Here is a 23,039-nt window from a genome sequence, read left to right as displayed (position 1 = left end):
AGTATTTCCCCCTTCAAAGATTACATGAAATTAAATATTCTTTATAATCACTTCTACTATTTTTATTTGCAGATATTGAACTATACCTAGACACATGTTGAATGTTAAAGCCCGCTGACTCGTACAATTGTCTTATAGATGGATGCGCTGCGTTTGTCAGTAAGATCTTTACACCCCTATTTTTAGCTTTAATCAAACACTTTGCCAATCTTTCTTGATCTTCCCATGAAAATAAAACTTCATTGTATTTAACAAAACCATTAGAGTTATGTCTTACAGTATATGGAGGATCTACAAAAACAAAATCTTGTTCTTTAGAGAGGTTAATAATTTTTTCAAAGTCACAGTTAAGTAATTCGACATTTTTTAATGAACTAGCAACATTTTGAAAATCATCGGTATCTAAAAGAACTTGAGTTTTCGATCCAATAGGTACATTGAATTCTCCTTTTCTATTAACTCGATAAATTCCATTAAAACAAGTTCGATTTAAATAAATCATCTTAGCTGCTCTTTCCTCTAAGGAATGATAGCTGGTTGATCTAATATCGTAATAGTAACTTGGACAATGCTTTTCGTGATGCTCTGATAAAAGAGTATAAACACTTTTCCATCTAGATTTTATTGCTTTATACGAATCTATTAAGTCTTTGTTTGTATCATTTAAAATTGCTTTTTCAGGCTGTAAATAGAAAAATACTGCCCCACTACCTAAAAAAGGTTCATAATAAGTGTTGTATTCTACAGGGAATAGATCATGATGTTGATTAATTAACCATCTTTTTCCTCCGGCCCATCTTAAAAAAGGTATTGCTTTAGTCATTATTTTCATCCTACTCATTTTTTGTATATTTTAACATGATTTACATTATGTTTCATTGTGATATTGCTGATTTTGAAGATATTTCACTCATGAAAAATTGGTTTTACTATGGAGACATAATAGCCATAAGTTTGTTTTAAAAGTGCACTATATCGGATTTTGGTTTTAGATAGTTATAGTCAATAAATTAAGCTCAATCAAATTACCACATTCATTTTTTGTAATTTAAACATCTATAAATTTCTATTTTAGATATATTAAATTTCTGAAATATTTGTTTTTTAAACTTTAACTAATCATAGTTTCCAATTATAAAATCAAATTATTTTAACCTTTTTTACTTCCATATGTATGATATAACATCTTTTAAGGATGCTATATCTCATTTCCTCAATAAAACATATACCATAGTGCCGCTGCCACTAAGAACAGCCCGGCCCCGATGAACAAAATCTTAGCCAATCGTTCGTATACCATGTCTTCACCTCACCAATGCCGCGCCGACGACGAGGGAGACCCCAATCGACAGCAAGAATGCCAACAGTCCGACGGCGATATTTCCTTTTTGAATCTCATCGTTCACCTTCAGAGTCGGTGTCAAAAATTCAAACAACCAGTAAGTTGCGAGAAGCAACATGAAGCCGAATCCTCCACCGATGAAGATGTCGATTGTGCTCTCATGATAGCTCTCGACAACACGGAAGATGTTGGCGAGACCGACAATCTTCCCGCCCGTTGCCAAGGCGACGGCAATATTTCCTTTTTGAATCTCGCGCCAGTTGCTGTATGGCGTCGTCACTTCGAAGATGGCAAGACCGACGATAATCATCAGTCCCGCCATCGAATAGAGACCAAACGACTCCAGCATCACTGCAAACGTTAACGTACCCATTCCCAGACTCCCTTTACTTTAGTTCGACGACCGTGACACCGAGTCCACCCTCGCCCATTCCTCCCGGGCGCTGGCTCTTCACGTGACGATGTCCTTTTAAAAATTCTTGTGTCGCCTGACGCATCGCCCCGGTACCTAAACCATGGATGATCCGAACGTTGTCATAGCCAGACACGAGCGCTTCATCGATGTACTTGTCTAGACGTATGAGTCCTTCTTCGACACGGACGCCACGAAGGTCGAGCTCGGACTTCGTCGAGCTCTGTCGTTTGAGCGAGCTGCCTTTCGACTGAAGCGACTTCTCTTTCGAAGGTCCAATCTTCTGAAGGTCGTCCGCTTTGACGTTCACTTTCATGATGCCGACTTGGACGTTGTACTCATTGTCGTTGATTTGTTTCACGATGTAGCCTTTTTGATTGAACGTCGTCACTTTCACTTCTTCGCCCTTACTGAACGTACGTTTCTGCTGGGCTTTTTGTTTCACTTTTTGGATCTTTTTCTCTTGAAGCGTCGGTTTTGCCGATTCGAGCTCTTTCTTCGCCGCGATAATCTCGTGCTCTTTGACGATTCCTTGCTCACGTAGCTTCTTCAAGCGGTCGATGACTTCGTTCGCCTGACGCTTCGCCTGTTCGACAGCCTTCTCGGCTTTCGCCTCGGCCGCGCTATACAAGTTGTCGCGCTCGCGCTCGAATTCGGTCATCTTCGCCTCAAACGCCGCCTGTTCTTCTTCGAAGTCATGGCGCTTGACGATGAGCTCTTGCTCGAGCTGCTCGGCACGTTGCTTCGCTGCTTCAAGCTCATTGATCATCGATTCGACTGACTCTGCATCACTACCGACGTGGCTACGTGCCTTGTCGATGACTTGCTCAGACAGTCCAAGACGACGACTGATCTCAAAGGCGTTCGAGCGACCGGGTACGCCAATCAAAAGACGGTACGTCGGGCTGAGCGATTCGATATCAAACTCCATCGAAGCGTTCATGACGCCTTCGCGGTTATAAGCGTATGCCTTCAGTTCAGAGTAGTGCGTCGTCGCCGCGACGCGTGCCCCTCGACGTTTCACTTCATCTAGAATCGCGATGGCGAGCGCTGCCCCTTCTTGCGGATCTGTCCCGGCACCGAGCTCATCGAAGAGGACGAGTGACATGAAGTCGATCTTGTCGAGCATGCCGACGATGTTTGTCATATGCGAGCTGAACGTCGAAAGACTCTGTTCAATCGATTGCTCATCCCCGATATCGGCATAGACCGCGTCAAACACGGAAAGCTCTGTCCCGAACTCTGCCGGCACGTAGAGACCTGATTGCACCATTAACTGAAGGAGTCCAATCGTCTTCAACGTGACGGTTTTCCCGCCGGTGTTTGGTCCGGTGATGACGAGTGACGTATAGTCTTCCCCAAGTTCGACCGTAATCGGCACGACCTCATCTTTCGGGATGAACGGATGACGTGCCTGCTTCAATTTGATCTCCCGATTGTCGTTCAACTTCGGCTCGGTCGCTTTCATCTCTTGTCCGTAAGCGACTTTCGCGAAGATGAAGTCGAGTTCGGCTAATACATCGATATTCGTCATGATGGCATCATGCACTCCACCGACCTCGTTCGAGAGCGCACTCAAAATCCGATCGATTTCAGCACGTTCCTTCAAGCGAACTTCTTGAATCTCATTGTTGATGGAGACGATGGCTTGCGGCTCGATGAAGAGTGTCTGACCCGAAGCCGACTGGTCATGGACGATCCCACCGAACGCTTGGCGGTACTCTTGTTTGACCGGCACGACATAACGGTCGTTTCGAATCGTAACGATCGCGTCTGAGAGCATCTTCGCATTATTGCGAAGGATGTTGTCAATGCGTGACCGGACACTCCCTTCAAAGCTCCGGAGCTGTGTCCGAAGTCCTCGGAGTTGTGAACTCGCGGAATCTTGGACCGTTCCTTGGTCGTCAATCGCATGACGAATCGCCTGTTCGACTTCAATCAGCTTCGTCAACTTGTCCGCATACTCGTCAAGTCGAGGAATGCGAATCTCTTCATTGTCCTCATGAAGCTTCTCGAAGAAGTTCTTCACTTGGCGACCGCCATACATGACGGCAGCAACGGCGAGCAGTTCGCTCGTCGAGAGGACAGAACCGATTGCGGCCCGTTTCACTTCCGCACGGACGTCCGTGAACCCGCCGAGCGGCAGACGGTCACGAAGACGGACGACCTCGGTCGCCTCTTTCGTCACGTTCAAATTCGAGAGTACCCGGTCGTACGAGTAGTCCGGTTGCATCTTCAGCGCCAAATCTTTCCCGAGCGAGCTCGCCGCATGTCCGGCAAGCTGTTGGCGCAATTTTTCATATTCTAATACGCGTAACGCGTGATCCATCTAGCATGTTCCTTTCTATCGCTTCGCCGCAAAGAACGCCTTGGCGTCTTCAAACGTGAAGCAGTTGATAATATCCGATGGTTCGAGATAGGCTTTCCGTGCGTGCAACACACCGAGGGCCATGTCTGCCATCATATCTGGGTGATGCGTGTCCGTGTTGATCATCACTTTGACGCCCGCTGCTTTCGCTTTCTTCAGCGTAGAAGCTGTCAGGTCGAGGCGGTTCGGGTTGGCGTTCAACTCGAGCGCCGTCCCTGTCTCTTTAGCGAGTGCGATCAGCTTGTCCTCGTCGATCGGATAACCGTCCCGACGACCGATGAGTCGACCTGTTGGATGGGCGATCACGTTGACGTACGGAGAACGGCAGGCGTTCTCCAGACGAGCCATGATTTCGTCGACCGATTGGTCCATCTTCGAATGGATGGAAGCGACGACGTAGTCGAGCGTCTCTAGAAACTCGGGTTCATAGTCGAGTGTCCCGTCAGGACGAATATCCATCTCGACGCCTCGTAACACGTTCATGTCATGTGTCTTCGCTGCTTCTCGGATTTCTTCCCCCTGTGCTTCGAGTCGTTCCTCGGTCAAGCCATTGACGAACGTCAAATACTTCCCGTGGTCGGTGATGGCCATCCATTCATAGCCGCGATTTTTCATCGCCACGACAATTTCGTCGACGGTCAACTTCCCGTCCGACCAGACCGTGTGCATGTGCGCGTCAGCCTTGATGTCTTCGAGCGTGACGAGCTTCGATAAGTCGTGCTCGAACTCTGCATGCCCCTCCCGAAGTTCAGGCGGGATGAATGGGAGACCATACCGTTCGAACAGTTCTTCTTCGGTTTCCGGTTGCCACAATCCGTCTGCTGTCTCGACCCCATATTCGGAAATGGACTCTCCTTTTGCTTTCGCGAGTTGGCGCATGCGGACGTTGTGGTCTTTTGATCCCGTGAAATGGTGAAGCGTCGCAGCGAACGCGCCTGGCTCGACCATACGGAAATCGACCGATACCATCTCTTCACGTTCGAGGACGAGCGAGACTTTCGTCTCGCCTGCCGCAATCACTTCGTTGATGAACGGCAAAGCGAGCAGCTTCTCACGTAGCTCAATCGGCTCCTCGGTCGCGATGATGAAGTCAAGGTCTTTACACGTCTCTTCGGCACGGCGGAAGCTTCCTCCGACCGAATGACGCAAGACGAGCGTCTCCTTCTCTAACACCTCATTGATTTCTTCAACGATTGGTCGCATGACTGCATAAGCCAATCGTTCTGGACGTGATTCGAGGTTCTTCGCGGCGGCGAGTAATTTCTCCACACTCTTCGCCCCGAAACCGGGTAGTGATGCAGCCGTCCCGTCTTCGAGTACACGGATGAGCGACTCCAAGTCGACGACACCGATTTCACGGAGTTTAGCAAGTTTCTTCCCGCCGAGCCCTTGAATTTTCAAGAGCTTCATCAAACCGAACGGAATCTCTTCTTGCAGTGCTTCAAGTACTTCACTGCGTCCTGTGTCTCGATACTCTTCAAGGACTGCAGCCGTCCCTTTCCCGATTCCTGAGATGGACGTCAAGTCGTCGATGTCCTCGAGTTCAAGGTTCGTGTTCTCGAGCGCTGTCGCCACCTTGCGGAACGCATTGATTTTAAACGGGTTCTCCCCTTTGATCTCCATATATTGCGCGATTTTTTCGAGCAACATCATCGCTTCTACTTTATTCATATGCTTCCCCCTCTTCACACAGAAAAGACCGAGACACAAGCACTAGCTTGCATTCCGGCCTGTCGTGTCACAACATCTTATTTGAAAACCAATCCGATAGATATGGCGTGTCTTGAATGATATATGTCGCTAGCGACGATTTGTCGACGGCGTTTTGAACGCTCGCCATCGGCACGAACGCGATCACCCAAAGGATGAAGAATGTGATGACATATGCCTCGAAGAATCCTAGGACAGCTCCGATCACACCTTTTAATTGGCGCAAAATTGGCAAGTCCGTCAAGAAGTCGAGCATCGCCAAGATGAGATGCAAGACGAGTTTCGTAATGAGGAACAAGACGACGAACCAAAAGACGTTATAAAATGTCATCTCAATCCCTGAAAGGGAATTGAGGTCCAACACGCCACCCGGGAGCGTTCCGTCGAGCTGAGACGGATACGGGATCCACAGCTTGAACGCTTCGGCTAACTCTTTATAGTACGTATTGGCGACGAGAAAACTGATGATGAGCGCGACCCAATGGCCGAGCTGTAGAATCGCGCCACGACGGAAGCCGTTGACGATTCCGATAAACAAGAAAAACAGTATAAGTAGCGTAACCATGGATTGATTTATTCTCCCATATTTCGTTTAGTTTTGACGTGGTCGCTCGCGATTTGAATCGCAGCCAAGACCGCTGCCTGACGAGCATCTAGATGAGGGGATTGTTCACGAATTTCGCGGATCTTACTGTCGACCAAAAAGCCTACTTCCCTCACATGGTCAGCGGGTTCTTCGCTTACGATCGTATAGTCTTGACCCGCAATGTGAATCGTTGTTCGTTGTAACTGCACGCGCACCCCTCCTTTACGTCTGTCAGAATTAATCATAACATCGTTTTTATATTAGGAAAAGGAGAAGCCCCTTCCCTTGATATGTACAACATTTTCTAATACCCTTCTAAACAGTTGTCAAACGTCTTTCTTTAGAAAAATTGTAAGAGAAGGTGGCAACATTCCGTAAAATGTGCGAAAATATCAACTATTCAAACAAACAGAAAGGGTGATTGATTTGAAATTACGTATTGGCCTCTTAGGTCGCATCATCATCGCGATCGCTTTCGGTATTTTACTCGGGAGCATCGTACCAGAAAGTCAGAACTGGATCGTTCGGACGTTCGTGACGTTCAACACGGTCTTCGGGCAGTTCTTAGGCTTCGCTATTCCATTGATTATTCTTGCTTTTATCATCCCGGGTATCGGGGAACTTGGAAAAGGAGCAGGAAAGCTGGTCGGACTCACAGCACTCATCGCTTACGCATCAACCATCATCGCCGGAACATTAGCATACTTTGCAACAAGCAACTTGTTCCCGCAAATTTTGACACGGTCGACGACAGGAGCCGAAAATCCAGAAGAAGCCTTGTTGAAAGGGTTCATGGAATTTGAGATTCCACCTGTATTCGGTGTCATGACCGCACTTATCTTAGCTTTCGTCATCGGAATCGGGATTGCCGCGATCGAAAGCAAACGGTCACTCGACCTCGCCATGGATTTCCGCGATATCATCGAACTCTTAATCAGTAAAGTCATTATTCCATTACTTCCAATCCACATCGCCGGAATTTTCATGAACATGACGTACGCTGGTCAAGTCGCTGAGATCCTATCGGTCTTCTCGCTCGTCTTCGTCACAATCATCGTCCTTCATTTGACGATGCTCATGATTCAATATTCAATCGCAGGTGGTCTCAACAAAGAGAATCCGTTCAAGTTGCTCAAGACGATGATGCCGGCTTACTTCACAGCCATCGGGACGCAATCATCGGCCGCGACGATTCCAGTCACGCTTCGCCAAGCGAAGTTGAACAACACGGACGAAGGTGTCGCGAACTTCGTCATCCCGCTCTCGGCAACGATCCACTTGTCAGGGTCGACGATCACACTCACATCGGTCGGTGTCGCGCTCATGTACTTGAATGGCATGCCGATGTCTTACGCCATCGTGCTTCCATTCATCCTTGCACTCGGTGTGACGATGATTGCAGCACCAGGTGTACCGGGTGGAGCCGTCATGGCATCGCTTGGATTGTTCGGCTCGATCCTCGGGTTCGACGCAACGATGCAAAGCTTGGTCATCGCGCTCTATTTGGCACAAGATAGCTTCGGGACAGCGACAAACGTCACGGGTGACGGTGCCATCGCGAAGATTATCCACTACTTCAAACACAACACAAAACTTCTCGACAACACGTCATCGAAACAAGAAGATATCGCATAATGAACGACTTATAAACGGGCAAGCCATCAGGTTTGTCCGTTTTTGTCTACATATAATAAAGGAGAGATACATATGGAATGGATGGAATGGAAGAACCCTGATCACTTCTCAGACCGCGTCATGACGGCATTACTCGACGAGGAGGCAAAGAATAGCCTCATGATTGGCGTCTTGAATAACGTCAAACAAGGAATTTATGAAACGTTTCATCAGTTCACAGTCGAAGAGGACGGAGAGCTTCTCGCCATCCTCCAAGTGACACCACCGCATCCACTTCACTATATCGTCGTGAAGAAGGAGCGCTCGGACCTTCTCCCGTCTTTCATCATCCCCCACCTTTTGAAAGAAGAAGTCCCCTTCTCGGAAGTCGTATCGGAACGACAACAGGCGGAACGGTTTGCGACAGCGTGGCAAGAGATTACATCTGGGACGAGCAAGATGTTCATGTCCCAAGGTCTTTATCGCCTCGACAGCGTGGAAGACATCGACATGGCGACTGGGAGGATGCGAGAAGCGACGGTTGCCGATCAGGCGCAGCTTGAGGCTTGGTATAGTGCCTTCGAAGCCGAATCAGGTCTCCGTTCATCTCCACCAGAGAAAGTAACAAAAGCCGTACAGACGATGCTTGAAAGGGAAGAAGCTGTCTTTTGGGAAGTCGATGGACAGGTCGTCTCGTGTGCGAAACGCGCACGTCCAACCGAGAACGGAATCACTGTTTCGTTCGTCTACACATCACCTAGTGCACGAGGAAAAGGGTATGCACGAAGTCTCGTCGCCGATCTCAGCCGACAGTTACTCGAGACAAAATCATTCTGCGTCCTCTACACTGACTTGACGAACCCGACGTCGAACAAAATCTATCGGGAAGTCGGTTACCAACAAATCATGGACTCTGCCTGGGTCCGATTCGCTAGATGAAACACATCGCCTCCCCTATACTAATAGAGGAGGCGATTTTTCATGAACAGATTATTCGGTTGGTGGCTACGTATCCCGCGACAAATCCGAGTGACCGCTTTGACACTTGTCACGCTCGCGATACTCGGCTATATGGTGTTCCTCGGGGGCCGGAGCATGCTCGATGACCCAAACTTCGATACGCTATGGCTCAGCGTCATCGGTGCCGCACTCTTGACGTTCATCGTCTATCAGGCAACAAAAAAGTGATCGACGCGTTCGTCGATCACTGTCTTTGTGTTTAGAAGAATGATGCTGGGTTAACTGTGCTTCCCGCGCTCGATGAAGAGTACGAATAGCCGCCACGGTGAATCTCGAAGTGAAGGTGTGAACCTGTCGAGTTCCCTGTGCTACCCATGCCGCCAAGGTTTTGTCCTTGTGACACGCGTTGACCCGCAGAAACTGATACCGAGCTCATGTGAGCGTATACTGTCGTCCATACTTGCCCGTTGATCACGTGTGCAATCATAACATGGTTTCCGTATGCGCCACCCCAACCTGCACGGAGGACCGTACCTGTTTGTGCTGCATAGATCGGTGTACCGACTGGACCTGCGATATCAAGACCGTTGTGGAACGAGTAGCCGTTCGCACCGCTTGCTGGACCCCACCCTTGTGAGAGGCGACCGCTTGCTGGACGTTGGAACATGCCACCGCTTGCTGGTGTAGACGCTACCGGTGCTGTTGAAGCACTTGAACCGCTATTCGAGCTTGAACCTTGTTGCTTTTTCGCCGCCGCAGCTGCTGCCGCTGCACGACGTGCTTCTTCTTCAGCACGACGTTGCGCTTCGATTTCTGATTGAATCGCTTGTTCTTGAGCTTTGAGCGTATCTTCCATCTCTTGAAGGCTCATGAGTTTCGATTCGAACTTCACTTTTTCAGCTTCAAGTTTCTTGATTTTCGCAGCGCGCTCTTTCATTTTTTGATCGAGCTCTTTCTGACGTTTTTCAAGTTCTTCTTTTTGCTTCACGAGTGAATCGCGCTCTGCTTTCAAATCAGCTTGCGCTTTCGCGAGTTTTTCTTTCGTTGCTTCGTATTCTTCGAAGATTTGTTGGTCGTTCTCTTGGATCGTACCAGCTGTGATCATGCGTGTGATCAAATCACCGAAGTCTTTAGAACCGAAGATGAACTCAGCCCAGTTGACTGACGAGCCACCGTTCTTTTGCATCGTCGCCATACGATCTTTCATAAGATCTTCTTGTGCTTTCATTTTCGCTTCGTACTTTTTAATTTGTGCTTGAAGCTTTTTGATTTTTTCTTCAGTTGCACGAATCTCAGCTTTTTTCTGAGCGACATCGTTGATGACGTCTTGGAGTTCAGCATCTAACTTGTTGATCTCTTGTTGCTCTTTGCTGATGGCTTGCTCACGTGATTGAATCGAAGAGTTTGCTTTCGACTGCTCGCTGCTATTCTTTTGTCGTTGTTCTTGTACTTTCTTCTGCTTCTCTGTAAGTGAGGCTGCATAAGTCGGTGACGTTCCGCCGATCAAGAGTGCGCCTAGAGTGACTGTAGCTGCAAATTTCTTCAAGTTACCCAATGTGCTTCCCTCCGCTGATTCCCGTGTAGTTTTTATCTATAGTCGTGCAATTATTTTTTAATAAGATAAGTCGCGACATTTCGTTCGCTCTGTGACTCATTATAGCAATCTAAACCAAAAGTTATTTTACACTTATATTTCATTCGTATGACATTGACCTAATTTACGTTTTATCCTTTAAAAAACGTGGGTATAGACAATATTTTGTTTGGTTCGTTGTCACAAAATAGTTTTAAAAAGAAAAAAAGCACTTCAAGAAAGCGCTTTTCACATAGTAACCCATTCATTTTTTTGACTACCTTAAGGCAACATAACCGGTCCGTTTGCTATTTTTCCGTTTCGAACGAAGTAATAACACCCCACCGAATAAGATGACACCTGCGGCAGCACCCGTACTATCCAAAAGGACATCTTCTAACAGCGCGGTCCGTTCAGGAGTCAAACTCTGATGATACTCATCAAAAATCGCCACCGTGTTCGCAAGTGCCCAGGCGAAGAGTAAGTTCAGTCCCGCATGAAGATTCGTTCGCGAGATGGCCTTCACGAATAATGCACCGAGAACGAGGAACGTGACGACATGTGCCGTCTTCCGCATAAAGAACTCAATCAATCCTGTCGTCCCCAACGTATCGAGCGAGATTTCCTTTCCTGCATAGTCGAACTGCACGTTCGCTAGCGTCGGTTCGATCCAGCTCCAATTGAATCGCTCGAGTGGCGAAACGATAGACTGGTCCGAGTAAGGCGTCGCACTTGATAAAAAGAGTCCGATTAAAATAAGCGCAATCCATATAAATTCATTTTTTAAAAATCGCATAACACCGTTCCTTTCTACAACGTTTTTCATTATACGGATTCTTTCTTCGGAATGATGTAACAGCGACATCATGATTTCATAACAATTTGATTGCACGCAACGCGTTCAAGTTCGAGTCTGTCTCCTTCTCTTGGTATACTACAAAAAAAGGGGGAATTATCATGATTTATGATTTTGAAGCAGTAGACATGAAAGGACAATTACAACCGTTAGCTACATATAGAGGCGACGTCTTACTCATCGTCAACACGGCGAGCAAATGTGGATTCACACCGCAGCTCGAAGGCCTCGAATCACTTTACAACACCTATAAAGGACAGGGCCTACAAATCTTAGGTTTCCCGTGCAACCAGTTTGGTCATCAAGACCCGGGCTCCAATGAAGAAATTCAAGAGTTCTGTCAACTGAATTACGGGGTATCGTTCCCGATGTTCGCGAAAGTCGACGTGAACGGCAAGGATGCCCACCCACTCTTCACCTATCTCTCAAAAGAAGCGCCCGGGCTTCTCGGGTCGAAGGCGATCAAATGGAACTTCACGAAGTTCTTAGTCGACCGTGATGGAAACGTCATCGAGCGCTTTTCGCCACAGACGACACCGGCTGAAATTGAGGATGCGGTGAAGAAACTGATTTGACCTCATCCTGAAGGCGTAGATTGATTTCTCTCTACGGTCTAATTGGCGTTTACACTTAAGCCATCTATCATATTCTATGCACAGTAAATCGTGAAGGAGTGTCACACTTGTATAGAATGAAAAAAAGAATGGTGCTGGGAGTCAGCGTACTCCTCGCACTTTCAGTAACTCTTGTATGGCTTGCCCAAGGAAGAACGGACCCCATTTTCAAAGATGAATATGATGAAAAAGCCAAAAGTTCTAGATATACATCTAGTTGGGTTTGGCCCGAGAAGGACAGTGTCTCACATCGTGGAGGAGAAGGTAGCGGTGTCTCTACCTCCCCTTCAGGATATGTCTATTACTTACACCGCGGAGATGGAAGCTATGCGAATGAAGAATTGATCACGACCCCTACAATCACAGTGTTTGATCCAAACACAAACGAGATTGTCGATGAATTTGGGGACAACCTGTTTCAATCTCCTCACGGGATCGAAGTGGACGCTCAAAACAACATTTGGGTAACGGATATCATGTTGAATAAAGTTTTCAAGCTGGATGAACGTGGCAATGTTCTCGCTACGTTTGGGGACGATTATCGCCTCGGCACTGAGACAAGCTTACGGATTCGAAATGAACTGCCTAACTTCCCTGTCCCGATGAATGAATATACTTTCGCACGGCCAACTGATGTGACCGTAATGGAAGATGGTTCATTCATTGTGGCTGATGGATACCGAAATCATCGTATTGTAAAATTCAATCGTGATGGGAACATCCAATGGGAAGTTAATGCTTATGGTTCTTCCGATGGTGAGTTTAACTTGCCTCACGGAATCACTCACGATCAGTCAGGGAACATATATGTGGCTGACCGAAATAATGCTCGCATTCAAGTGTTTGACCAGGATGGACAACATCTTTCCACATGGGATGACACCGAAATCGGAAGACCTTACGGAATCGATACAGGGAACGATGGCAACATCTATCTTGTCGATGGTGGCGATTATCTGAACGGGGAACGTGAAACTCCTAACAGTCAAATTGTCGTTTTAAGTCCGAAGGGAGAAGTCATTGAGCGATTTGGTTCTTGGGGGAACAAGATGGGTCAATTGCGCATCCCCCACGATCTCACTGTACAAGAGGACGGGACAATTTTTGTCGCCGAACTACTAAACGAACGACTTCAAAAATTCACAATCACTGAATAAAGCAAACGAAAGAACGCGCTAAATTCGTCATTAGCGCGTTCTTTTAACGTGGTGTGATGAAGTTAATTGTATAGAAAGGACTACCGTCGTCGTTGTAAGCGAGCCCGACGGCAGCATGGGTGAAGCGCGGCTGCATGATGTTCTCACGATGCCCTTTCGAGTTCATGAGTCCCCAATGCGCATGGAACACGCTCATCTGTCCCATCGCCAAGTTTTCGCCGGCCATCGAATACGAAAGTCCTGCTTCGTCCATTCGATCGAACGGGTCTTGTCCTTCCGGGTCTGTATGGCTGAAGAAATCGCTTTCTGCCATGTTTTGACTATGCGCCCGCACGACCGGATAGAGCGGTTCATAGTCGGCTAAAGCGTTCAATTCAAACTTTTCACGGTCCCAATTCATGAGGATGCGCATCAACTGCTCATTGGCGACCGTTCCCTCTTTCGACAAATCACCATAGTACCCCTCACTCGCCTCTTCGACACGGCGGTCGACCGACAAGATCCCTTTCAGGAGGTCATCATCATGCTGGTCAAAAAAGAAAGTGACATACTGACCATCGATTGCAAAAACGGAAAACGATGGATCGTCCGGAATCAAGTATCGATTCAATCCCTTATTATACGAAGTCACCGCCTCGAAGCCGATGTCCTCGACTTGATCACGGGTCGTTTCATTCAGTACGAGACCTCGATACGTGCTGCCTGTCTCGAACTGATAGAATCCTTTTTTCGCACCGTCCTCATCAATCAGTTCAAGTCCGCGGTCACCGCCACGTTCGACCAAATACCAGTCATGCCCGGCATACTGACTTGCGAACTTTGGCGCGTCTGTCGCTCGTTCGGTCGCCACCTCAGACTCAACCTGAATGCTCGTCGGGGCAGAGACGTTCGGCATCTCATATTGCCAAGCCATATAGAGTCCAATCCCCATCAAGAGGATGATCAATTTTCGAAACATGGCTCCTCCTTCCTTACTGCTCGCGCTGACGCTCCCCGAAATCGTGTAGTCTCGTCTTGATATCGGTAAGCATCTCCATGTATGCGACATACGTCGCTTCGTCTATATTCAGCATACCACTTACTTGTAGCGGCACATTCGCTGCCTGCTCACGCAACGCGCTACCGCTCTCGGTCAAACGAACGATGATTTTTCGTTCGTCGTCAGTCGCACGACTTTTCTCAACATAGCCGATTTGGATGAGCCGTTTGACGAGCGGCGACAATGTCCCAGAGTCGAGCGTCAACCGCGATCCGAGTTGTCGCAAATCGATTCCATCCTCTTCCCATAAGACAAGCATCACGAGATATTGACTATACGTCAGGTTTAGCGGTGCTAAAATTGGGCGATATAACCGGGTAAGCTCTTTTGAGGCGGTATACAATTGAAAACAGATTTGATGTTCTAACTTTAACGATTGGTCCATACGTAATCCTCCGTACTCTTCTTTAGCCAAGCATATCACTTGCGAAACTTTTTGACTGCTCTATAATTTAAATTGTGCACAACTTAATTGTTAAAAATGAAATGGAGGAATTCAATCATGAAATCACTATTCACAGCATCAGCAACAGCAATCGGTGGCCGCGAAGGTCACGTGAAATCAACAGATGGCGTCATCGACATGAACGTCTCGATGCCTGGCGCGAAACACGTAGACGGTGCCACAAACCCGGAACAACTTTTCGCAGCTGGCTATGCGGCTTGCTTCGGTAGTGCCCTCAACCTCATCATCGGAAAAGAACGTGTGAAGACAGACGGTTCAAGCGTCACAGGTCACGTCACATTAAATCAAAATGATGAAGGGTTCTTCATTTCAGTCGAACTTGAAGTCGAAATCAAAGGTGTCGACCAAGCGACAGCAGAGCGCCTTGTCGAAGAAGCACACCAAGTGTGTCCTTATTCAAAAGCAACGCGCGGCAATGTCGACGTCAAATTGACAGCGAAAGCTGCATAACATTCATCCCGCTCTCTGGAGCGGGATTTTTTTTGCTTAACCCTGCCTATCAGAGTAAGATAGAGACACGATTAAGGAAGGAGGGAGCACTGATGAAGAAACATAAATCGACTCTTCTTTTTGTTGCACTCGGCATTTTGTTGTTCACGGCGACGTACAATGGGTTGACCGTCCGGACGTATGACGTGACGTCCGATAAACTGTCAGCAGACGAGTCTCTCCGCATCGTGCTCCTCTCCGACTTACACAGCGCCTCATACGGTTATAAACAGTCGATTTTGATCGACCAGGTTCGTGCACAGAAACCGGACCTCATCGCTTTACCGGGCGATTTACTCGACCGATATCGTTCACCTGAACCCGCCTTCGAACTAATCGAAGGGCTTGAAGGGATTGCGCCGATGTATTTCGTGACCGGCAACCATGAAATCGATGGATCGGATGACTATGTCCGTCACAATGTGAAAGACGTGTTTCGCTCATCTGGTGTCAACGTTCTCGAAGACGAATGGGAGACGGTCACCATCAACGGAATCGACCTCGTCATCGGCGGGCTAGAAGATCCTCTTCGTGGGTTCAGAGAAAATATTTATACGGATTGGGATGCGGAGTCGACTGCGGCGATGCAGGACATCGCCCCCGATGAGACGTTCAGGGTACTTCTTTCGCACCGTGCCGAACAAGTCGATACGTATGCCAAACTTCCATTCGACCTCGTCTTGTCCGGACATGCTCATGGCGGGCAAGTGAGAATCCCTTACTTGATGAACGGATTATTTGCACCTGATCAAGGATTCTTTCCTGAATACGCAGGTGGACTCTATGAGCATGAGACGTTCACCCATGTGATTGGACGGGGATTCAATTACAGCTTCAACATTCCACGTATTTACAATCCACCAGAGATTGTCGTGATCGATGTGAACGGAAAATAACGGACACTCAAGCGAGTGTCCGTTTTTCTTACCAGATGATTCGTTCTTCACAACATTGTCGTTCCCGCTCAATCTGGACCGTCGAACGTTCGAACGTCCCGTATTTCCGGATTCGTTCCGTCACTTGTCTCAAGACGTCTTGATCATCTGTCTCTTCTCCAATTAAAACGTGACAAGTAGCCGCATGTTCGCTCGACGAGATGGACCAGACATGCAAGTCGTGAACTTCCTTCACCCCTTCAACCTTCGAAATCTCTTCTTGCATCGCCCGTACGTCAATCTGTTCCGGTGACCCTTCCATCAAGATATGAATCGCGTCACGCGTCACACGATAACCACTGATTAAAATCAAAATCGCAACAAAGGCGCTCGCGACCGGGTCCGCCCACGTCCATCCGAACAACATGATGAGGATTGCTGCAGTGATGGCTCCGACCGAGCCGAGCAAATCTCCGAATACGTGCAACAACGCACTCTTCACGTTCAAATTATCTTTCTCCCCGCGCATTAAAATCCAGGCGGCAAGGATGTTGACGAGTAGCCCGATGATGGCGACGACAAGCATCCCACCACTTAGAATTTCTGGTGGCGCGCTAATTCGTTGGTATGCCTCGACAAGAATATAGACCGAGATGACGAGTAGTGTCAGCCCGTTAATGAATGCCGCTAAAATCTCGAAACGTCGATACCCGAACGTCCGGTTCGGTGTCGCCGCTTTCGCCCCAAATCGGACAGCGAGGAAACTGAGTCCTAACGCCGCCGCATCTCCTAACATATGCCCCGCATCCGATAATAGCGCCAAACTGTTCGTCCATAGTCCGCCGATCACTTCGACGACCATGAACGCCGCAATCAAGAGAAAGGCGAGTAAGAGCGCCCGCTGATTCGTCGAATGATGGTGATGGTGGTCGTGATCATGATGATGTCCCATAACTGACTCCTCCTTCTACTGTTTATCTTATTCCATTTTAACCAAACATTCAAACGTTCATTTGAATGAAAAACAATAAAAAAAAACGGGAGAATGAACTCTCCCGCTTTGTCTCATTTTTGCTCCAGACGGACACGCATGACGCCGCTATAAGGGAACAGTTTCAATTGGACCGTCTCACCCTCGAACCAAATTCCGGTCGCTTGTTCGCGAGTCGGTTGTAAGTCTGGCGTCGCGGTTGCTTGTTTGTCCCAATCAACGGCCCGTACTTTTTGGTCCCGGACCATGAGGAAGAATCCATCATAGAAATGATACTCGTTAACTTGGTCACGTTGAACGGCAGAAGGACTGCCAAGCTCCGCACGGACGGTTTCGAGATCTTTCCCAATCCAGTCGAGGACGGACTCCGAAGCGTTTGGGACGACTTGTTGCCAAGCGGCAATCACCTCGTCATCCGATAAAGCTGTCGCCTCTGTCGTCACACTTTCTTCTGTGACCCAGCCGGTCAACCGCTCGTTCAACTGAACTTTCACAAATCCACTTACCGTCTCCAACCGTTCAAATCGATCACCCAAGTCGGCTTCATAAACGACCGTGACCCGGTCATCCGCGTATACTTTCGTATACGGTTGCCCGATATAAATCTTATCTGCCGATTCCGTCTCAGCATCAGCATCAGCCGGTTGTTCCGACTCGGAGTCGACCATTTCCGTGGCAATCTCATCAGATTCCGGTAAAGCCGAGTCCTGTTTCTTGTCAATCAGTGCCGCGAACGCGATGATCCCGACCAAGGCGAGCATTAATGCCAATGCCGTCGTGATACGGAACACGCGTTTACGCTTCCGCGTCGTCGCACGCGACAATCTTCCTCCATTCATGTTCTTCACTCCTACTCGATTCGATTCATTTCACTCGTTTCGTCAAATGGTAGGAGGTTTCCTGCTTCATCAAAAAATTTCAATTCATCTTTTGTCAATTCGTCCATCGTTCTGACCATTTGTTCGACATCGACCGGTTCATCGCGCTCATCGTTCTCACGTATGACAATGTGCTCTCCTAATTCAATCGTGCGCGAAGTCAGACGATGAAAGTAGCGGTCGTGGGAAATCAACAATAATCCACCCGGATAGACGGACAACGCCGCCTCGATTTGTTCGCGTGTCGCCACATCTAAATAGTTCGTCGGTTCATCTAATGCCAACAGATGGGCATCCGAGAAGTACAAGATGAGAAACGCGATTCGACACTTTTCTCCCATGCTCGCCTCGGTAATCGGTCGGTGCACTTCATCTCGCCGGAACAAGAAGTGAGCGAGCAACGTCCGCGCCTCCGTCTCTCCGATCTCACTATTGGCGAGTAACGCCTCAAGTAACGTCCCGGTCTCCGGAAGACGCTCGAGCGTTTGTGAGAAATATCCGATTTTCAGACGAGGATGTCGCTTAATCACGCCCGAGTGTGGTACTCGCTCACCGATCAGCACGTTTAATAATGTCGTTTTTCCGCTTCCGTTTGGTCCGGTAATCGAGATCCGCTCTCCTTTATTTATCGAGAAGGAAAACGGTTCATAGAACGGCTTGTCGTATCCAAACGTCACATCCTCACACGTCAGCCATGTCTTCGCTTCGAGCTCATCCGCCGCAAAACGGACGGAGATGGGTTTCTCCTCTTTTGGTTTTTGTGGACGATTGTCTTCGAGCTGCCTTAACTTCTGTTCTCTCGCCTTCATTTTGACTGCGAGATTGGCCGCTCCCTTTTGCGCTCCCGGACTGCGGACACTCGCTGTCGCTTTCGCCTTTAAGTGCCACCCTTTATATTGGGCAATCATCTCGAGAAGTTCTGCCTTTCGGTTCTCGTATCGAGCATGTGCTCGCTCGTCACGCACGCGTTCTTCTTCTTTTTGATGTTTATACGCCGTATAGTTTCCCTGATATCGTGTGACCCGGCCTTCTGACAGTTCAAGAATTGTCGTTGCGACATCGTCCATCAGTTGACGGTCGTGTGAGATGATGAGCACCGTTCCCTTGAACTGGTTTAACCACTTCGTCAGCCAGTCAATCGACTCGAAATCCAGATGGTTCGTCGGTTCGTCGAGCAGGACGAGGTCCACCCGCTTCATCGTCAGTGTCGAGAGCTGAGCTCGCGTCTTCTCGCCTCCGCTTAGCTCGTTAATGTTTCGGAAGAGGTGCTCCTCCAGCCCAAGTCGAGTCAATGCTCTTGTCGCCTCTTGTTCCAAGTTATAAACATCGAGCGCGAGCGCCCGTTCATAGGAGCGCATGACACGTATCTCGTCACCAGAAGATACATCTTCATAGAGGGCATATCGTTCAAGATCACTGCGCATCGTCCACTCAAGTACGGTCATATCTGTCGACTCGATTGTCTGCCGGACGAGCCCGATCTCGCCTTGACGTTCAATCGTCCCGGCTTGCGGGGTCAACTCCCCTGTCACGAGTCGGAAGAGCGTCGTCTTCCCGCTCCCGTTCAGTCCAAATAATACGGCACGCTCTCCAGCCGCGACCTCGAATGAGACCGCGTCAAATAATGGTTTCCGGTCATAGTCAAACCGGACTTGTTTTACTGCTAACATCTGTTTCACCTCGCTTATTAATCCGATACGCGATGAAACAAAAAACACCATCCGCTTCAAAGCGGTGGTGTGAAGGAATCCGTTCAAAGAGGAAAACGAGAGCTTCCCGTATTTGAAAAAATGGACACACTTCACCCGTGACTGTTCAAGCGAACAGTGATGATTCATCTCATCGTTGGAGTGAACGTGTATTTTTCATGGCACGGTATACCTCTCTTTCCTAAGTTACTGCCACCTTATCAAATTGAAAGCGGATTCGCAAGAGTGCACCCCACAATCTCCCATTTTTTCTACTCCTTTAGGCGGATGCGGTGCATCTGTCCTCGCGATATGATGACAATATATTCGAACAGTGAGGTGATGCATGATGCGTCGACGCATCCTCGTTCCGAGTGCCGTCTTGGCGAGCGTCGGAACGTTTCTCTATACACGATTCAAACGTCGTCTCCCCCGTCCCCGCTTTAAATGGCCGGAACGTCCAGAACTGACAACTATTGATGAGACGCATGTGCAGGCAACGTGGATCGGGCATTCGACGGTCCTCATTCATTGGTATGGGCTCAAGATTTTAACAGACCCCGTCTTCTCAAAACGAATCGGTGTCCATCTTGGACCGCTGACAGTCGGCATGAAACGTCACACCGCTCCGGCCCTCTCCATTGAGGAGGTCGGCCCGGTCGATGTCATCCTACTCAGCCATGCCCATATGGACCACTTTGACCATAAAAGTTTGAAGCGACTCATCACTCGCGAGACGATTGTCGTCTCTGCTCCTGGGACGAGCCGGCTGTTGCGCCGATACCCGAGTCTGCAGACGCTTGAACTGCATCCACATGACAAAGTGACACTTGCGAATGGACTCGATGTCCGCGCCATTCCCGTCAAGCATTGGGGCAACCGTTTCCCGTGGGACAAACATATGGGGTACAACGGATACCTGCTCAAATACAAAGGGATTCGTATGCTCTTCGCAGGAGACACGGCGTACACCGACTCCTTCAAAGGACTCGCCGACCGTGAACCGATCGACCTCGCTTTCTTCCCAATCGGTGCCTATCAACCGGACTCGTTCCAGGAAGCGCACTGCACTCCGGAACAGGCTTGGATGATGTACAAAGAGAGCGGAGCGAAGCGTTTCTTCCCGATGCATTGGGACACGTTCGTCCTTTCATATGAACCTGTCGAGGAGCCGTATCACCGTCTCGTCGCGGCCGCAAAACTCGACCGTGACCAAATTGTGATCAAGGCGCACGGGGAAAGCATCCGTCTGTAGTTTTTACTTTCCCTTCATCCAAAATTTCGGTAACGTTATAGACGAGAGGGAGGGATTATTTATGGAATGGACGACGTTGAATAATGACGTCAAGATGCCGATGCTCGGGCTCGGTGTCTATAAGGTTGAAGATGGAGCGGTGACGGTCGATACGGTCAAAGCTGCACTCGATGCAGACTATCGATTGATTGATACGGCTGCGATTTATCAAAATGAAGAGAGTGTCGGACAAGCGCTTCGTGAAGCAGGCATCCCACGGGAAGACGTCTTTGTGACGACAAAGCTTTGGAACGAGTTCCACGGATTTGATGAGGCGCTCCAAGCGTTTCAGGATAGCCTAGATCGGCTCGGACTCGAGTATGTCGACTTGTTCCTCATCCACTGGCCAATGCCCCGTTTTGGCAAGTTCGTCGAAACGTACAAAGCACTCGAACAGTTGTATGAAGAAGGACGCGTCCGAGCAATCGGCGTCTCGAACTTTGAGATCGAACATTTGGAACAAATCATTCAATCTTGCTCGATTGTCCCGGCCGTGAACCAGGTCGAGATCCATCCATATTTGTCTCAGAAAGAACTGATTGCATTCTGCAAACGATATGACATCCAAATTCAAGCGTGGAGTCCACTCATGAAAGGACGCGAAGCGCTCGAAGATGAGACGATTGTCAAGATTGCGAACGCTCACGGCAAGTCACCGGCTCAAGTCATCTTGCGTTGGCATTTACAGAACGGAGTCGCTGTGATTCCAAAATCGGTCACACCGAGTCGAATCAAAGAAAACATACAGGTATTCGACTTCACGTTGACGAAAGAAGAGATGGCGGCCATTGATGCGCTCAATCGTGACGAGCGGACCGGGTCCGACCCGAAAGAGATGCATAAAATCCATTACTGAGGAGTGAATGACATGTTCAAAAAACTAGCTTCTGATTTGACTGGCTTCAGCGACATCGGTGAGGTGATCGACCCGTCCGATTTCGATAAGGCGGACTCGGATGATTACGTCCTCCATGAGGATAACGAAAAGATCTACTTCTTGATCAAATCAAAATCGGATGAGTACTGCTTTACAAACTTAGGTATGATTCACCTCGACGGGACGAGCGCGATGAGTTCGAAACGAGTTCTGTATCGTTACCCTTACGCACACTATCCGATTAAGCACGTCATGTTCGAGACAGCCGGCACCGTCGACCTCGATGTCGAAGTCAAATTCACAATCGGCGAAAAGCCATACTCAATCGATATCAACAAGAAGCAAATCGAGCACGTGAAAGATTTGTACAAGGCACTCCTTGCGATTGAAGAGATTCAGCGAGAAGGCCGTCGCATGATGGAGTATGCGAATACGTCGCTCACACACTCGGTGTCGATTTTGAGCGGACTCCGTGAAGGTGACATGAACGTCCCGAACACGTTCAAGGAATTGAACGAGCAATCGTTCGATTGGCTACAACGTCACTATCATGAATGGAACCGTAAAGACTTCGGTGCGGTTTACGAGAAGTACATCAATAACTAAAAAACAACTCCTCCACAGACGATTCGTCCTCGGAGGAGTTGTTTTAGTTCTCATCAATCAATTGCTCGGCCAATCGCTGATACAAGTGGCTCATATGCACGGCAGACGCGATGGCAAGCGTTCGCTTAACACCGCCCTTATCTTCGAGTGATGTATTTAATAGCGTGTCCGCCTGGGCTTCAAACGCTTCTAGATTCTTCACTTTCTGCGCCTGATACGCCTCGTAGAAGTCTTCAAGTGAGAACGTCTCATCCGACTCGTTCAACGGTCGGAGCGTCTCTTTGATGTCACTGATCGACAAGAGACCTTTCATCTCATAAATCAAACTAAGTAACATCAAATGTTCGTTCGTATACTTTTTATTTTTGACGGGATGGAATAACTTGCCCTTCGCATAGTTGTTGATCATCGTCTTCGTCAGTATGGTCTCATCCTCGTTTCGCTTCATCTTCCCATAATGCTGCTCGAACAACTGGATGACCTGGTCCATGTATAAATCAACGGTCGGCAATACGTCCCGTGGGAGTGTACCTTCCGTTTCGGTAATCTGTTTTGCTTTCATCTGCCTCACCTCACCTCTTCAGTATAATGAAAACGTCGACTTGTCGAAAGGTATACCTTGCTGTTTGTTCCTCTTCAGTATA

At 48.3% G+C, this 23,039-nt stretch carries 24 protein-coding genes; 10 read left to right on the top strand and 14 right to left on the bottom strand.

The window, feature by feature from the left end; translation table 11 throughout:
• Positions 1-13 precede the first annotated feature (13 nt).
• The 6 genes from GVY43_RS00505 to zapA all read right to left on the bottom strand — a co-directional run bounded on the left by GVY43_RS00505 (position 14) and on the right by zapA (position 6,627).
• Positions 14-823, bottom strand: coding sequence for a Dam family site-specific DNA-(adenine-N6)-methyltransferase (locus GVY43_RS00505; protein ID WP_236548902.1), 810 nt, complete (start codon positions 821-823; stop codon positions 14-16).
• Positions 824-1,304: 481 nt separating this feature from the next.
• Positions 1,305-1,715, bottom strand: coding sequence for a DUF350 domain-containing protein (locus GVY43_RS00500; protein WP_159561940.1), 411 nt, complete (start codon positions 1,713-1,715; stop codon positions 1,305-1,307).
• A gap of 13 nt (positions 1,716-1,728) precedes the next feature.
• Positions 1,729-4,083 (bottom strand): endonuclease MutS2, encoded by a 2,355-nt coding sequence (locus GVY43_RS00495; protein WP_159561939.1) that lies wholly within the window; start codon positions 4,081-4,083, stop codon positions 1,729-1,731.
• A 15-nt stretch (positions 4,084-4,098) separates the two neighbouring features.
• Positions 4,099-5,793, bottom strand: a complete 1,695-nt coding sequence (gene polX / locus GVY43_RS00490) for a DNA polymerase/3'-5' exonuclease PolX (protein ID WP_159561938.1) — start codon at positions 5,791-5,793, stop codon at positions 4,099-4,101.
• A gap of 67 nt (positions 5,794-5,860) precedes the next feature.
• Positions 5,861-6,397: a CvpA family protein gene (locus tag GVY43_RS00485; protein ID WP_031421319.1), complete on the bottom strand. Its 537-nt coding sequence runs from the start codon at positions 6,395-6,397 to the stop codon at positions 5,861-5,863.
• 8 nt (positions 6,398-6,405) lie between these two features.
• Positions 6,406-6,627, bottom strand: a complete 222-nt coding sequence (gene zapA, locus GVY43_RS00480; RefSeq protein ID WP_015881047.1) for a cell division protein ZapA — start codon at positions 6,625-6,627, stop codon at positions 6,406-6,408.
• A gap of 217 nt (positions 6,628-6,844) precedes the next feature.
• On the opposite strand from zapA, the gene GVY43_RS00475 reads away from it, so the two are divergent.
• The 3 genes from GVY43_RS00475 (at position 6,845) to GVY43_RS00465 (ending at position 9,220) form a co-directional block, all read left to right on the top strand.
• Complete coding sequence (locus tag GVY43_RS00475; protein ID WP_015881046.1) at positions 6,845-8,053, top strand: dicarboxylate/amino acid:cation symporter; 1,209 nt, start codon at positions 6,845-6,847, stop codon at positions 8,051-8,053.
• Positions 8,054-8,125: 72 nt separating this feature from the next.
• Positions 8,126-8,971, top strand: a complete 846-nt coding sequence (locus tag GVY43_RS00470; protein ID WP_159561937.1) for a GNAT family N-acetyltransferase — start codon at positions 8,126-8,128, stop codon at positions 8,969-8,971.
• 42 nt (positions 8,972-9,013) lie between these two features.
• Positions 9,014-9,220: a hypothetical protein gene (locus GVY43_RS00465; RefSeq protein ID WP_159561936.1), complete on the top strand. Its 207-nt coding sequence runs from the start codon at positions 9,014-9,016 to the stop codon at positions 9,218-9,220.
• Between the two features lie 31 nt (positions 9,221-9,251).
• Here GVY43_RS00465 and GVY43_RS00460 read toward each other — a convergent pair whose 3' ends face one another.
• Complete coding sequence (locus GVY43_RS00460) at positions 9,252-10,547, bottom strand: murein hydrolase activator EnvC (RefSeq protein ID WP_159561935.1); 1,296 nt, start codon at positions 10,545-10,547, stop codon at positions 9,252-9,254.
• A 295-nt stretch (positions 10,548-10,842) separates the two neighbouring features.
• Entirely contained in the window at positions 10,843-11,361 is a 519-nt protein-coding gene (locus GVY43_RS00455; RefSeq protein ID WP_159561934.1) for a VanZ family protein, read from the bottom strand.
• A 158-nt stretch (positions 11,362-11,519) separates the two neighbouring features.
• Between GVY43_RS00455 and GVY43_RS00450 the strand changes: the two genes are divergently transcribed.
• The gene (locus tag GVY43_RS00450) at positions 11,520-11,996 is read left to right on the top strand and encodes a glutathione peroxidase (protein WP_074037960.1); all 477 of its coding nucleotides are present in this window, start codon (positions 11,520-11,522) and stop codon (positions 11,994-11,996) included.
• 116 nt (positions 11,997-12,112) lie between these two features.
• Entirely contained in the window at positions 12,113-13,192 is a 1,080-nt protein-coding gene (locus GVY43_RS00445; protein WP_236548978.1) for a peptidyl-alpha-hydroxyglycine alpha-amidating lyase family protein, read from the top strand.
• Positions 13,193-13,235: 43 nt separating this feature from the next.
• Here GVY43_RS00445 and GVY43_RS00440 read toward each other — a convergent pair whose 3' ends face one another.
• On the bottom strand, positions 13,236-14,150 hold the full coding sequence (locus GVY43_RS00440) for a CAP domain-containing protein (protein WP_159561932.1): 915 nt from the start codon (positions 14,148-14,150) through the stop codon (positions 13,236-13,238).
• A gap of 13 nt (positions 14,151-14,163) precedes the next feature.
• Positions 14,164-14,616: a MarR family winged helix-turn-helix transcriptional regulator gene (locus tag GVY43_RS00435; RefSeq protein ID WP_159561931.1), complete on the bottom strand. Its 453-nt coding sequence runs from the start codon at positions 14,614-14,616 to the stop codon at positions 14,164-14,166.
• Positions 14,617-14,733: 117 nt separating this feature from the next.
• Here GVY43_RS00435 and GVY43_RS00430 point away from each other — a divergent pair, with 117 nt between their 5' ends.
• Together GVY43_RS00430 and GVY43_RS00425 are read left to right on the top strand one after the other, a co-directional pair.
• Positions 14,734-15,147 (top strand): organic hydroperoxide resistance protein, encoded by a 414-nt coding sequence (locus GVY43_RS00430; RefSeq protein ID WP_015881037.1) that lies wholly within the window; start codon positions 14,734-14,736, stop codon positions 15,145-15,147.
• Positions 15,148-15,239: 92 nt separating this feature from the next.
• Positions 15,240-16,082, top strand: coding sequence for a metallophosphoesterase (locus tag GVY43_RS00425; protein ID WP_159561930.1), 843 nt, complete (start codon positions 15,240-15,242; stop codon positions 16,080-16,082).
• Positions 16,083-16,110: 28 nt separating this feature from the next.
• Here the strand turns inward: GVY43_RS00425 and GVY43_RS00420 are convergent, their stop codons facing one another.
• The 3 genes from GVY43_RS00420 to abc-f all read right to left on the bottom strand — a co-directional run bounded on the left by GVY43_RS00420 (position 16,111) and on the right by abc-f (position 19,600).
• A complete protein-coding gene (locus tag GVY43_RS00420; protein ID WP_159561929.1) occupies positions 16,111-17,013 on the bottom strand; it encodes a cation diffusion facilitator family transporter in 903 nt (300 codons plus the stop codon).
• 113 nt (positions 17,014-17,126) lie between these two features.
• Positions 17,127-17,891: a hypothetical protein gene (locus GVY43_RS00415; RefSeq protein WP_159561928.1), complete on the bottom strand. Its 765-nt coding sequence runs from the start codon at positions 17,889-17,891 to the stop codon at positions 17,127-17,129.
• Between the two features lie 11 nt (positions 17,892-17,902).
• Positions 17,903-19,600 carry a ribosomal protection-like ABC-F family protein gene (gene abc-f, locus GVY43_RS00410; RefSeq protein WP_159561927.1) on the bottom strand — a complete coding sequence of 566 codons (1,698 nt, stop codon included), beginning with the start codon at positions 19,598-19,600 and terminating at the stop codon, positions 17,903-17,905.
• A 367-nt stretch (positions 19,601-19,967) separates the two neighbouring features.
• On the opposite strand from abc-f, the gene GVY43_RS00405 reads away from it, so the two are divergent.
• From GVY43_RS00405 to GVY43_RS00395, 3 genes are all read left to right on the top strand, one after another.
• Positions 19,968-20,873, top strand: a complete 906-nt coding sequence (locus GVY43_RS00405; protein WP_230872783.1) for an MBL fold metallo-hydrolase — start codon at positions 19,968-19,970, stop codon at positions 20,871-20,873.
• Between the two features lie 61 nt (positions 20,874-20,934).
• Positions 20,935-21,768, top strand: coding sequence for an aldo/keto reductase (locus GVY43_RS00400; RefSeq protein ID WP_031421296.1), 834 nt, complete (start codon positions 20,935-20,937; stop codon positions 21,766-21,768).
• 12 nt (positions 21,769-21,780) lie between these two features.
• On the top strand, positions 21,781-22,395 hold the full coding sequence (locus tag GVY43_RS00395; RefSeq protein WP_159561926.1) for a PH domain-containing protein: 615 nt from the start codon (positions 21,781-21,783) through the stop codon (positions 22,393-22,395).
• A gap of 43 nt (positions 22,396-22,438) precedes the next feature.
• Here GVY43_RS00395 and GVY43_RS00390 read toward each other — a convergent pair whose 3' ends face one another.
• The gene (locus GVY43_RS00390) at positions 22,439-22,957 is read right to left on the bottom strand and encodes a DUF1836 domain-containing protein (protein ID WP_159561925.1); all 519 of its coding nucleotides are present in this window, start codon (positions 22,955-22,957) and stop codon (positions 22,439-22,441) included.
• Positions 22,958-23,039 lie beyond the last annotated feature (82 nt).

The organism is Exiguobacterium sp. 8H, assembly GCF_902506255.1.
Classification (GTDB): Bacteria; Bacillota; Bacilli; order Exiguobacteriales; family Exiguobacteriaceae; genus Exiguobacterium; species Exiguobacterium profundum.
The sequence above is the reverse complement of the archived record's forward strand: the minus strand, read 5'-3'. Positions and strand labels throughout refer to the sequence as shown.